Source organism: Aeromonas sp. 1805 (genome assembly GCF_013085525.1).
Taxonomy (GTDB): Bacteria; Pseudomonadota; Gammaproteobacteria; order Enterobacterales; family Aeromonadaceae; genus Aeromonas; species Aeromonas hydrophila.
This window is the reverse complement of sequence record NZ_CP038515.1, coordinates 3,027,949-3,039,923: the sequence shown is the minus strand read 5'-3', so window position 1 is coordinate 3,039,923 and position 11,975 is coordinate 3,027,949. Positions and strand designations below refer to the sequence as shown.

Here is an 11,975-nt window from a genome sequence, read left to right as displayed (position 1 = left end):
CTGGGCAGGCCATATCATCATGACCGAGCACATGCTTGTTGTTTTTGGGTGTAGGATGAAAACAGGTTACCCCATCAGCATTATTGATATGCAAACGAGAGCAACTCTATCGATATATAAGACAAGGGCAGGTATGAATAATTAAAGCCATGGCAATCGCACCAGGCCTCCTTGTTTATATATTCAACAACCTACCTTTACATCCTCATTTGAGTCAAACATCAATAATGAGGTCAAACCAAAAAATGTTACCCGTTAGACAAAAACAGATCTTACCGATAAAAGATTTGTAACAAGACATTGCAACAGAATACCTCCGGAAAAAGCAACGGCCAGCCCTCAGGCAGCAGACCCCATATTCAGAGAATATGGTGGCGCGCTCCATATATCCCGACACAGATTCAAGAGGTGTTTGCTCAATGGCATGGGCGTGGATACTGCCCAGGATGATGGAGTGGAGGAGCACAACGACTCATCGCTTATTCAAGGGGAAAGGCGCAGCGCCTGCTGCTCATGCAGATAACAAAACGGCAACCCGCAGGCTGCCGTTTGCGTTGCTCATTGTTCTTCGGGAAGCTCGTCAAACAGCGGGTGGTAGAGCACTTCGCCCTGCATCCCGCTCAGGCCGCCTTCTTGCAGCTCCATCGCCATGAAGCAGTCGGCGGGCACTTCGTAGATGCAGTGCAGGCCGAACTCACTGGCGGGGCGAAAACCGAAGCGGCTGTAATAGGTCGGGTCACCCAGCACCACCACCGCCTTCCAGTCCATCTCCAGCGCCGTGTCCAGCCCCTCGCGTACCAGATCCGACCCTATGCCCTGCCCCTGCCAATCGGGATGAACCGCCACGGGCGCAAGACCGAGCCAGGGCCCTTCCATGCCGTTAATGGTGATCGGGCTCAGCATCAGGTGCCCCATGAACTCGTACTCCTCCTCCTCGACCATGGTCACCACGGCGGCGCCACATTCGCGCAGGCGGTTGACCAGTTCGGCCTCGTCGGAACGGCCAAAGGCGGCGCTCACCAGGTCATAGACCGGCAGCATGTCGCCGGGGCGCTCGGTTCTCAGCATACAGCGTTACTCCTCGTACAGCAGAGCGGGCATTATTCCACAAACTGACCGCAGCCCTGAGCACCTTTGTCGAGAAATGGGAGGGTGGACTCAGGAAACCGCACGGCCAGCATGTGCAGCACGGTTTGCAGATCGCTCGGTTGCAAGGTGGTGATGGCCGCCCGATAGGCCGCAAACAGTTCGGCATCCGTCTGCTCCAGCCAGCTCAGCGTCTGGTCTGGTCCGCGATGCCAACGTCCAGCCAGCTCGTCGATGAGGGCAGGCAACTCCACCAGCAGCCAGAGCTGGTGATAACGGCGACTGACGCCATTCCCCTGTGTGTTCTCGCCGCTCGCCCGGCGGGCCAAGGTGCCCAGCCAGCCGAGCCGCTGACGCCGCTCCGCCAGCGTGAGCGGTGCCGGCCCCTGGTGCTGCAGGCTAGCCAGCTGCTGCAGATAAGCCAGCCCCTGCTCGTCATGGTCCTTGAGCAGCAGCCCCCGGTACAAGTAGAGCTGGTCCGGCTCGGCCTGCGCCAGCACCGTCTGCTCGTGATACTCCACCGCCAACGGACCATCATCCTCCTGCTCGGGCAGGGAGTCGACAGTCAGTCTGCCCTCCCCTGCTCTACCAGAAAGAGGGCCAACCGCCTCGGTTCGTCCTCCTCGACGCCTGCTTGCAGGATGGCCGCCACCACTCGTTCATCGGCCAGCAGAGGGGTCAGCTGCCGTTTAAGCGGCGCAGCCAGCGTCTGGCTTCGCTCCAGTTGCCAGTAGCTCACCTCGCACGGCGGCTGACCACTCAGCTCGCGCCGACCGCAATAGCGCATGCCCAGCTTGGCCATCACCCGGCCGGAGGCCAGGTTGCCAGGCATATGACGGGCGGTCAGCACCGGCAATTGCAGCCGCTCAAACGCAAAGACCTTTACCAGCCGGGCGGCCCGGGTCGCCAGCCCGCGATTTTGCCAAGGCACGCCCACCCACCAGGCGAGCTCGCCATTCCAGTGCAGCGAGATCACCCCCACCAGCGGCGCCTGGCCCTCCCCCCCTGGCAGGGTCAGCGCCCAGCTCCAGCCAAGCCCGAGCGCCGCCTTGCGCCAGCAGCCGGCCAGCCAGTCGCGGGCCGCCTCCGGCGGGTAGGGATGGGGGATGTTGAGGGTGTAGCGGGCGAGCGCCGCATCGCTGCAATAGCGCACCACGTCGGCTTCATCGCACGCCAGCAGGGGACGCAGTTGCAGGGCAGACCCCGATGGCGAGGCGGGCTCGGCCAGCACCGGCACCGTCAGGCGGCGGGCCAGCAGGCGGTTGAGTACGGCGCCCAGATCGTCTTGCGCCGTCAACGTCAGATCGGCGCCCTGTGGCCCCAGCGTCAGCAGCCCCTCCTCCCTGGCCAGGGTCAGCAGGGAGGCCGAGCCGCTGATAAGGATCTGGCGGCTCGGATCCCTCGCGGGCTGGGCAGGCAAGTCACCATCCAGCCAGGCGGCCAGCAGCGCGTTGGCCGAACGCACGCCATCGGGTGAACAACAGGACCAGAGTCCGCCGGTGTCGCTCGGCAAACCCTCATCGGCCTTGCTCTGCAACAGCAGCCAGCGGCCGCACTGCCGTTGCCAGGCCTGCAGTACCGGCGCCCAGTGGGGCTGCCACAGGGCCCGCTCAATCAGCAGCTCCATCAGCCGGCCTGACAGGCAGCCGGCAGGCTCAGGTGACGGGGATGCGCCTCGATACGGGCGATCCAGTCGCGAATAGCTGGCCAGCCCTGCAGCGAGAAGATCCCCTCCTCCGCCACATGGGTGTAAGCGTAAAGCGCGATGTCGGCGATGGTCGGGGAATCACCGCACAGGTAGGGACTCTGCTTGAGCTGCTGCTCCAGCACCGCCAGCGCCTTTTCACCGCCGGCTTTGAGCCCGTCGAGGCGTGCCTCCTGAGACTCCGGCCTCCCCAGATAGTGCACGATGAAACGGGCTACCGCGATATAGGGCTCATGGCTGTACTGCTCGAAGAACAGCCACTTGAGCACCTCGGCCTGCTGATGCGGCTCAGCTGGCCACAGGGGCGATCCCTGCGCCAGATAGAAGAGGATGGCGTTGGATTCCGCCAGGGTATCGCCGTGGGCCAGCTCCAGCACCGGGATCTTGCCGTTGGGGTTGATGGCCAGAAAATCGGGGGTACGGGTCTCCCCCGCCAGCACATCCACCGGCACCCAGTCGAGGGGCAGTTCAAGCCAGCGGGCCAGCAACCAGGGCTTGTAGCAGTTGCCGGACTTCAGATCGCCATACAGACGCATACAGACTCCTTGTCAGCGACAGCGGGCACTCAGGGCGCCAGCCGCTCGATGTGCCAACCTTCCCCCTCGCGGGTGTAGTAGAAACGGTCGTGCAGGCGATGCTCGCCCCCCTGCCAGAATTCGACCGTGTCGATCCGCACCCGAAAACCGCCCCAGAAGCTCGGCAGCGGCACCTCGCCATTGGCAAACTTCTGCTTGAGCTCCAGGAATTTTGCCTCCAGCACACCGCGCGCCGAGATGCGGGTCGACTGCTGGGAAACCCAGGCGGCGATCTGGCTGTCCTTGGGGCGACTGTGGAAGTACTTCATCACCTCGAAGGTGCTCATCTTCTCCACCCGGCCGGTCACATGCACTTGTCTATCCAGCGTGTGCCAGGGAAACAACAGGCTGATGCGGGGGTTGCCCTCCAGCTGATGCGCCTTGCGGCTGCCCATGTTGGTGTAGAACACCATGCCCTCGGCATCGTAGTGCTTGAGCAGCACGGTGCGCTGCCAGGGCTGGCCGTCGACATCGACGGTGCCCACCACCATGGCGGTGGGATCGGTCAGCTTGGCCTCGCACGCCTGGGCCAGCCACTTCTCGAACAGGGCAAGGGGCTCGGCTGGCAGATCGGCCCGGTGCAATCCACCCCGGGTGTATTCGCGGCGCAGATCGGCTACATCCATCATCTTGATTTTCCTTCTCTCTTTGCCGCCCATGCGGCCATGCGTGCTGGCATTGTGCGACGAGCACGCCATGGGTACAAGCCTTGTGACCGGCAAATGGCGGCAGCAAAAAAAGAGGGAGGCTCACGCCTCCCCCCTTGGTATGTCCTTCGTACGCACTTGGTACGCCATGCCCGCCGGCAGGCTTATTGCTTGCCAGAGGCCGCGGGACAATGCACCAGCATGCGCCGGTTGTAATCGGCCGCGTAGGCCGCCAGCTTGGCCTGCACCTCTTCCTGCCCAGGCTTGATGACATCCCCCAGGCCATCGAGGTAGCGCACGCCACAGCGGGTCTTGGCCGAGGCCTGCTGCTCCGGCGCGATACCGGGCGCCACCTCGCCGCGCCCGGCCCGCACGATCAGCCGGTAATCCTGCTTGGCCAGACTGGCGCTGACCGCCTGCTCCAGCGTATCGGCATCGGCCTGACAGCCGCCAAGCAGAGACACCAGCACCAGCCAGCCAGATCTCATCCGCGCCTCCGTTGCCAACCCAGCAGGGCCAGCGCCAGAGTCCAGAGACCGAGGGCACCACCACCACCGCCACCGCCCGAACTGCCGCCGCTTTGGGCGACCGGCAGCTTGGCCGGACTGATGGCGAAGAAAATGTTGTCGCTGCAGGCCACCTTCAGGCGGGCGGCGCTGGCCAGATCCGCCGGCAGGGTGACGGTGGCGGCGCCGCTGTTGGGCTGGCTGACCGCCAGATTGCTCCAGCTGGTCCCCTCGTTCTGGGTGATGAACAGGTCTACCTTGCTGCAGCTGATCGGCGCCAGCGTGGTGCCGGCCACATCCCAGCTGACCGCCTGGCTTGCCCCCGGCGTCAACGCCACCCCAAGCGGGGCAGTCAGCCGGAAGGCGCTGCCGGTGTTGACCACCTGAACCTTCATGTCGTCGCTGGCGACACCGCCCTTGCCATCACGCACCGTCAGCCGGAAGTTGAGATCCCGGTTGGTGGTGGGCCAGGCCTCGCCCTTGGCGAGCGTGCCCGAGAGCAGAGAGGACAGGCTCGGCAGGATCCGCTCCGGCGAGCTGGTGGGGGAAACGAAGCGAAACAGCGGCCGGCTGCCATCGTCCACCATGGTGGCCGGGCTGCTCGACTCCATGCCCAGGTCGATCTGCTCCCAGGTGTAGGTCAGAGGATCCCCGTCCAGATCGGCGCCGGCCCCCTTGAGCACGAACGGCGTGTTGGCCGGGATGATGCGGCTGGCCCCGGCCGCCGCCTGGGGCGCATTGTTGACGAGGTTGAGGGTGGTGCCACAGGCCGGCACGGTCGCCATGTGCGCTCGCATCTGCTCGATGGACTTGCTGTGGAAATAGGGGTCGCTGTGGGGCTGGATGTTCTCGTCCCCGCAGATCCCGGCATAGGCCATGATGGAGGTGCCGCTCCCCGGCTCCCAGGCTTGGGTCGCCTCCCGGTTGCCGCTGCCACAACTGTTGGTGGTGCCGTTGAAGGTATGGTCGGCGCCGAACTGGTGGCCGATCTCGTGGGCCACGTAGTCGATAAAGAAGGCATCCCCCACCGGCGTGGCCGAGCCGGTCATGCCCTGCGAACGCGTGGCGGTACAGAGCGCACCGAGATTGGCCAGCCCGCCGCCCCCGGTATTGACCACATGGCCGATGTCGAACTGTCCAAGCGGCGCACTGGGCAGGGTCTGGGCATTGGCCTGCACCACGCTGTTGATGTCGACGTCGGCATCACCATTGGTGAAGGGATCGCTGGCCGGATCGGTAAAGATGATGTTGTCGTTGCCGCTGGCCAGCTGAAACTCGGCCCCCACGTCACGCTGGTACACCTCGTTGACCCGGCCGAGCAGGGTGGCGATGGCCGCAGTGGCCAGCACCTTGGAGCCACCGTGGAACTGGGTGTATTCCCCCGCCGCCGAGATGGCGATGACGTAACGCTTGCGCACGTTGCCATCCACCTGCACCTTGTGCGCCAGCGCCCTGCTGGCCTCGCTGCCGATAACCTTGTCCGCGTCCTCCTCCAGCCGGCTGTAGGCATCCTGCTGGTAATAGACGGCATAACCGTCGGCATTGCGCAGCGGGTCGACGAATACCGTCTTGCCCTGATGGGTGAACATGGCGTGAAAACCCAGCGGCCCCAGGTCAAAACGTCCCGTCTCTACCGGTGCCGCCGGGTTATGGCCCTTGAAGGTCAGGATCTCGGGGAATTTGGCCGCCTGATCGGCCGGCAGCAGATCATAGGCTTGCAGGGTGAAGGTCACCTCTCCCCGTCGGGCAACGGCAGGGTCAGCGAACGGGCCCCGGCCTGCAGGCCGGCAAAATAATCGATGGGCACCTTGGCGACCCGAAACTGGTTGGCCCGCACTTCATAGCCGTCGGCGGCGCTGGCGCGCGCCGCCACCGTGTCCCACTCCTTGGCCGCGAGGCCACTCGAGCTCATCAGGCTGGCCACCACCAGCGCCAAGGGAGAAAATTTCATTAACTGCATCTTTTTAGTCCTTTTAAATGCACTCACCCAAACTGCAACTGGCATCATTCGCCTGCCGCCCTGCTTAGTCCAGCACCACCTGGCGGATATTCCCCGAATGGGGAGTGTTGCACCAACCCTGTCTAGCCCCTATCATTGCGCGGATTTATCAGTTTTTGAGTCGCGTCACCATGACGACGGTTCGTCTTTATCTGACCAAGGTTAATCTCATGCTCAAATCCCCACTGTTGCCCCGTTTCGGGGACCTGGTCGTTGCCATTGTTGACGATGTGCTGGGCCAGGGTCTCACCCTGGACCGCGCCTATGCCCGTCACTTCTCCGGCATCGAACTCAAACCGCAAGAACAGGCAAGGATTGCCCTGGTCACCGGCGATCTGCTGCGTCGCCTCAGCCTCTATTGCGCACTGACCGGCATCCAGGTCCGTCAGGCCGAGAAGAACGTCTGGCCGCTGCTGCACAGCTGGCACGCTTTTCACAAGATAGCCCAACCCAACCATCCGACACTGGATCGCTTCAATGAAGAGGCGTTTCGTCGCCGTCTGACCGAAGCCAAGAAGAACCCGGTGCTGATGGATGGTTGCCCGACCTGGCTGGAAAAACTTGGCAGCGAGCAACTGGGCGAAACCTGGCCTGCCGAGCGTGCCGCGCTGGCCTGGATGCCCAAGCGTTACCTGCGGGTCAACAGCCTCAAGTGCACCCGTGAAGAGCTGCAGGCCGCACTGGCCAAAGAACAGGTCACCACCATTCCAGTGGAAGGGGTCGATTCGGCCCTGCAAGTGACCTCGGATGCCGCCCTGTTTCGTACCAAGGCCTTTGCCGACGGCTGGTTCGAGCAGCAGGATGCCGGCTCCCAGCAGGTTGCAGCCGCGCTGGAAGTGAGCCCCGGCATGCGCGTCATCGATGCCTGCGCCGGTGCCGGTGGCAAGACCCTGCATCTGGCCGCCATGATGCAAGGCAAGGGCCGCCTGCTGGCGATGGATGTGGAAGAGTGGAAGCTCGAAAACCTCAAGCAGCGCGCCCGCCGCGCCGGGGCCCACAACGTGGAAACCCGGGTCATCACCAGCAGCAAGACCGTCAAGCGCCTCAAAGAGAGTGCGGATCGCGTGCTGCTGGACGTGCCCTGCTCCGGCCTCGGCGTGCTCAAGCGCAATCCGGATGCCAAGTGGCGCGACACCGCCGAGCGGCTGCCGGTACTGGTTGCCCTGCAGGCGGAGATCCTGCAGCGCTACAGCCAGATGGTGAAGGTGGGCGGTCTGCTGGTTTATGCAACCTGCTCCATCCTGCCGGAAGAGAACCGTCAGCAGGTAGACAAGTTCCTCGCTGCCAATGAAAACTACCGCCTGCGGGATGACCACACCGTCAGCCCGGCCGCCACCGGCTTCGATGGCTTCTACATGGCACGCATCGAACGCATCGCCTGATGCCTGTCGTGACATAAAGTTGTGAAATAAAAAAGGGGAGCCACTGGCTCCCCTTTTTGCATGATGCAGATGCTGCCTTATTCGGCGGCGGCGTCATCCTGCTTGTGTTTGGCGGCAGTTTCCTTGATCAGGGTCTGCAGCTCGCCGGCCTGGAACATCTCGATCATGATGTCGCAGCCACCGACCAGCTCACCTTCCACCCACAGCTGGGGGAAGGTCGGCCAGTTGGCAAACTTCGGCAATTCGGCGCGGATATCCGGGTTTTGCAGGATGTCGACGTAAGCAAACGGCTCGCCACAGGACATAAGGGCCTGGGAGGCCTGGGCAGAGAAACCGCAGCTGGGTAGCTTGGGGGAGCCCTTCATGTACAGGATGATGGGGTTTTCAGCCAGCTGCTGTTTGATCTTTTCAATAGTTTCCATAGGTGCCTCACTAGAGCGATTTCGGCGGCCATTCTACTGCAATCCGGGCAGACCACAAACTGGCAAACCACCTCGGATGCAAGAAGTGATGAATCAATACGCCGCAGCTTGATCCGGATCATGGCGAGAATCAAGAGTTGTTAGCCCATCTTTGATGCTGGTACAATCGATGGGCTTTGGGCCATCTGGCCCCCTTATTTCAAGAACAATTCTTTTCAAGATAGAAAAGAGTACGCAATGTCTTGCAACCGTCGCCTTCGCACGGCCAGCCAATGGAGAGTAGAAAATGGCATTCGAACTTCCCGCTCTGCCCTATGCAATCAATGCTCTGGAACCGCACATCTCCCAGGAAACTCTGGAATACCACCACGGCAAGCACCACAACACCTATGTGGTCAACCTGAACAACCTGGTGCCGGGTACCGAGTTTGAAGGCAAGTCTCTGGAAGAGATCATCAAGACCTCCACTGGCGGCATCTTCAACAACGCCGCCCAGATCTGGAACCACACCTTCTACTGGCACTGCCTCTCCCCGAACGGCGGTGGCGAGCCTACTGGCGCCCTGGCCGATGCCATCACCAAGGCCTTCGGCTCCTTCGCCGAGTTCAAGGATGCGTTCACCAAGTCTGCCATCGGCAACTTCGGTTCCAGCTGGACCTGGCTGGTGAAAAAGGCTGACGGCTCCCTGGCCATCGTCAACACCTCCAACGCCGGTTGCCCGCTGACCGAAGCCGGTACCACTCCGCTGCTGACCGTCGACCTGTGGGAACACGCCTACTACATCGATTTCCGCAACCTGCGTCCGAAGTACATGGAAACCTTCTGGACCCTGGTCAACTGGGAATTCGTGGCCAAGAACCTGGCTGCCTGATAGCCCCCGTTCTTGCCAAAACGCCCCGCTCTTGCGGGGCGTTTTTTTATGCCTGTGCACCTGTGCAACAGCAGAGACGAAAAAGGCGCCCTCAGGCGCCTGTGTTACGTTACTCGAGCCGGATGCGCTGGCATCACTGGTCGATTTCATCCAGATAGTCGTCCAGATTGCTGTCGTCTTTCTTCTCCTGCTGCTCTTGCTTGAGCTCGGTCTGACGGCCGGTCACCTTGTTCTGGTTGTACTGCAGATAGAAGTCCTTGGTCAGGGCGTAAGGATCGAGCGCGTTGTCGATGATCCGCTCCTGATCGATCAATTTGGAGCGGGTCCCCAGACCATCCAGCGCCCAGTGGGTGATGCGCAGGGGCAGGGTCAGCAAGGCATAGGGGAAGTAGATGGTATCGATGGTATCCCCCACCAGCTTGCGGGTGGTGGTCGGGCCGTAGACCGGCACCATCAGGTAGGCGCCATCGCCGATATCGGCGCGGCCCAGCACGGTATTGAGCTCCAGCTTGTTGCGCGCAAGGCCAGCATGCTTGGCCACGTCGAAGATACCCAGCAGACCCACGGTGGTGTTGAGGGTGAAGCGACCCAGGTTGGTGCCCGCCCCCTTCAAATCACCAGTGATGAGATGGTTGACCATGCTGCTCGGCTCGTTGAAGTTTTCCACCAGGTTTTCGATGCCATCCTTCATTCCTTGCGGAATATAGCGGGCATAGCCATGCACCACGGGACGGGCCACATAGGGCTCCAGCACATCGTAGTTGACGGCCCACATGGCCCGGTTGGCGCCCTGGAACGGGTCACGCCCATCGCTGGCCGTGCTGGTCGCACCGGGCCGGCTCGGCGTCTCCTTGAGGTCAAGGCTCTCGGGCCCCTGCTTGGGCGGGCCGCCAGCACAGCCACCCAGCAACAAGGCCACCATCAATGCCCCTACACGCACATACATATGGAAGTCCTAGCTTTTTATTGTGATTAATCTGAATTATAGGCAGCCCGGCCCCATCGAGGGGCCGGGCCAAAGGCGTATTAGAGGGCGTGATCGATGCGGATGTCAATCGGCGCTGAAGGAATCGAACCGGTGGCGACCGGAACGGAGACGCCTTCAAACGCCCCTTCCTTGTTCATGACGTTGCCACCACGGGAGAGGCGCGCCTTGAACTGCAGCTCGGGGTAGGCAGCCAGCTTGTTGCCTTCCATCATGGCGTCACCGTCACCCAGCGACAGGGTCAGCGGGAAGTGCGGCCCCGGGATACGCTTGACCGCGATGGGCATGGGCGGTCCGTTGGGGATCACCGCAAACACGAACAGATGGGCATCTTCCGGCAGTGCAATGCCATCGGCCAGCGTCACCTTGAGTGGGAACTCGCCAGCCTTCACCTCCAGCACCTGGTCAGAGGCCGCGTTCTGCCCGCTCGCCTCAGCCGGCACGGTCACACCGGCCATGCCGCGTTTCTTCAACTGCTGCTCGGCATAGTCGATGGAGCGCTCCACCATGGTGTAACGGGTCGAGCCCTTCTCCATCAGCGGCAGCATCTCGCGCCAGCGTTGCAGGGCGGTCTTGAAGTCCTCTTTTTGCAGCGCCATGAAGGCGTAGACGGAGCGCGCCTCGATATTGGCAGGATCCTGGGCAATGGCCACCCGCAGCAGCTGGTCGGCTTGCGCGTCATCCCCTGTCATCATCAGCGCCTGGGCGTAGGGCACCGCCACCATCGCCTTCTGTGGAGCCAGCCCGTAGGCCCGCTCCAGCGCCTCGCGGGCCATCTCGGGATCATTGCCATCCAGTGACAGCCGACCCAGCAGCAGCCAGCCACGATAATCGTTCGGCTCGTCCTTCAGGCGGGTACGCAGGCCTAAGGTGAAGTCCAGCAGATCCTGCTCGGTCACCTCGGCGTCCCGCTCCACCAGGATGCGGTTGCTGAGCTCGCCCAGCCGGCTGTTGGCATCCTGCCAGCGGCTGACCTCCTGCCAGGAGCCGAGCTTGTAGTAGAGCCCCAGGCTCACCACCAGCAGCACCAGCACACCCGGGATCCAGATCATGCTCTTGCCGCCGCGGGCGGTCTGCTCCACGTCGGGAATGTCGTCCAGCAGGCTGCGTTGCAGCTCGATCAGGGAGTCCTGCTCTTCCGCCAGCACCCCTTGCTCGCGCTCTTCCCCGATCTCCAGCAGACGCTGGCGATAGAGCTGTTTGTTGAGGGCCGAGCGGCTGATGCTCTGCTTGCCCTCACCCCGCCACAGCGGCAGCACCAGTGCCAGACTCACCAGCGCCAGCAGGGCCGCGATCACTATCCAAAATGCGGTCATTGTTTCTCTTCCTCTTTGAGCAGGGCAGCCAGACGACGCTGCTCCTCCGCGCTCAGGGCGCTATCCGCCGGCGTGGCAGCCGCGGGACGACGGCGACTGCGCACCACCACCATGACGACACCGATGACGATCACCAGCAGGGGCCCGAGCCAGAGGATCAGGGTCGACGCCATCAGCGGCGGGTTGTACAGGATGAAGTTGCCGTAGCGGGCGACCATGTAGTCCACCACTTCCTGCTTGTCCTTGCCCTCGCGCACCATCTGGTAAGTCTTGTCACGCAAGTCCTTGGCCAGGCCCGCGTTGGAATCGGCGATATCCTGGTTCTGACACTTGGGGCAGCGCAGCTCCTTGGTCAGCTCGCGAAAGGTCTGCTCCTGGGCGTCGCTGTCGAAGGTGTAGACGTCGATGGCGGCCAGCGCCTGGCCCGCCCCGCCCAGTCCTGCCAGCAGCAGCAGGGACGCAATAAACATTCTCATCAGGC

The 11,975-nt window shown here is 62.6% G+C and carries 12 protein-coding genes and 1 pseudogene; 2 read left to right on the top strand and 11 right to left on the bottom strand.

Annotation, left to right across the window (positions count from 1 at the left end):
- Nucleotides 1-558 precede the first annotated feature (558 nt).
- The 7 genes and pseudogenes from E5E96_RS14355 to E5E96_RS14330 all read right to left on the bottom strand — a co-directional run bounded on the left by E5E96_RS14355 (nucleotide 559) and on the right by E5E96_RS14330 (nucleotide 6,479).
- On the bottom strand, nucleotides 559-1,068 hold the full coding sequence (locus E5E96_RS14355; protein WP_017409969.1) for a GNAT family N-acetyltransferase: 510 nt from the start codon (nucleotides 1,066-1,068) through the stop codon (nucleotides 559-561).
- Between the two features lie 32 nt (nucleotides 1,069-1,100).
- The gene (locus tag E5E96_RS22580; protein WP_253264641.1) at nucleotides 1,101-1,613 is read right to left on the bottom strand and encodes a hypothetical protein; all 513 of its coding nucleotides are present in this window, start codon (nucleotides 1,611-1,613) and stop codon (nucleotides 1,101-1,103) included.
- Between the two features lie 38 nt (nucleotides 1,614-1,651).
- The gene (locus E5E96_RS14350; protein ID WP_253264640.1) at nucleotides 1,652-2,713 is read right to left on the bottom strand and encodes a GNAT family N-acetyltransferase; all 1,062 of its coding nucleotides are present in this window, start codon (nucleotides 2,711-2,713) and stop codon (nucleotides 1,652-1,654) included.
- Nucleotides 2,713-3,327: a glutathione S-transferase family protein gene (locus tag E5E96_RS14345; RefSeq protein WP_171282444.1), complete on the bottom strand. Its 615-nt coding sequence runs from the start codon at nucleotides 3,325-3,327 to the stop codon at nucleotides 2,713-2,715. The genes E5E96_RS14350 and E5E96_RS14345 overlap by 1 nt, the downstream gene beginning before the upstream one ends.
- A 29-nt stretch (nucleotides 3,328-3,356) precedes the next feature.
- A complete protein-coding gene (pdxH, locus tag E5E96_RS14340; RefSeq protein ID WP_216368088.1) occupies nucleotides 3,357-3,995 on the bottom strand; it encodes a pyridoxamine 5'-phosphate oxidase in 639 nt (212 codons plus the stop codon).
- Nucleotides 3,996-4,177: 182 nt separating this feature from the next.
- Nucleotides 4,178-4,501 carry a hypothetical protein gene (locus tag E5E96_RS14335; RefSeq protein ID WP_171282443.1) on the bottom strand — a complete coding sequence of 108 codons (324 nt, stop codon included), beginning with the start codon at nucleotides 4,499-4,501 and terminating at the stop codon, nucleotides 4,178-4,180.
- Nucleotides 4,498-6,479, bottom strand: a pseudogene (locus E5E96_RS14330) (reprolysin-like metallopeptidase). The gene E5E96_RS14335 and the pseudogene E5E96_RS14330 overlap by 4 nt, the downstream one beginning before the upstream one ends.
- A gap of 209 nt (nucleotides 6,480-6,688) precedes the next feature.
- On the opposite strand from E5E96_RS14330, the gene E5E96_RS14325 reads away from it, so the two are divergent.
- Complete coding sequence (locus E5E96_RS14325; protein WP_044799530.1) at nucleotides 6,689-7,900, top strand: RsmB/NOP family class I SAM-dependent RNA methyltransferase; 1,212 nt, start codon at nucleotides 6,689-6,691, stop codon at nucleotides 7,898-7,900.
- A gap of 77 nt (nucleotides 7,901-7,977) precedes the next feature.
- Here the strand turns inward: E5E96_RS14325 and E5E96_RS14320 are convergent, their stop codons facing one another.
- Entirely contained in the window at nucleotides 7,978-8,322 is a 345-nt protein-coding gene (locus E5E96_RS14320) for a Grx4 family monothiol glutaredoxin (protein ID WP_010673955.1), read from the bottom strand.
- A gap of 286 nt (nucleotides 8,323-8,608) precedes the next feature.
- On the opposite strand from E5E96_RS14320, the gene sodB reads away from it, so the two are divergent.
- Complete coding sequence (sodB, locus tag E5E96_RS14315) at nucleotides 8,609-9,193, top strand: superoxide dismutase [Fe] (RefSeq protein WP_011705306.1); 585 nt, start codon at nucleotides 8,609-8,611, stop codon at nucleotides 9,191-9,193.
- A gap of 133 nt (nucleotides 9,194-9,326) precedes the next feature.
- On the opposite strand, the gene E5E96_RS14310 is transcribed toward sodB, so the two are convergent.
- The 3 genes from E5E96_RS14310 to E5E96_RS14300 form a co-directional block, all read right to left on the bottom strand.
- Nucleotides 9,327-10,139 (bottom strand): VacJ family lipoprotein, encoded by an 813-nt coding sequence (locus tag E5E96_RS14310; protein WP_162518589.1) that lies wholly within the window; start codon nucleotides 10,137-10,139, stop codon nucleotides 9,327-9,329.
- Nucleotides 10,140-10,219: 80 nt separating this feature from the next.
- Nucleotides 10,220-11,494 carry a c-type cytochrome biogenesis protein CcmI gene (gene ccmI, locus E5E96_RS14305; RefSeq protein WP_171282442.1) on the bottom strand — a complete coding sequence of 425 codons (1,275 nt, stop codon included), beginning with the start codon at nucleotides 11,492-11,494 and terminating at the stop codon, nucleotides 10,220-10,222.
- Nucleotides 11,491-11,970 carry a cytochrome c-type biogenesis protein gene (locus E5E96_RS14300; RefSeq protein WP_011705303.1) on the bottom strand — a complete coding sequence of 160 codons (480 nt, stop codon included), beginning with the start codon at nucleotides 11,968-11,970 and terminating at the stop codon, nucleotides 11,491-11,493. Before E5E96_RS14300 ends, ccmI begins: the two co-directional genes overlap by 4 nt.
- Between the last annotated feature and the right edge of the window lie 5 nt (nucleotides 11,971-11,975).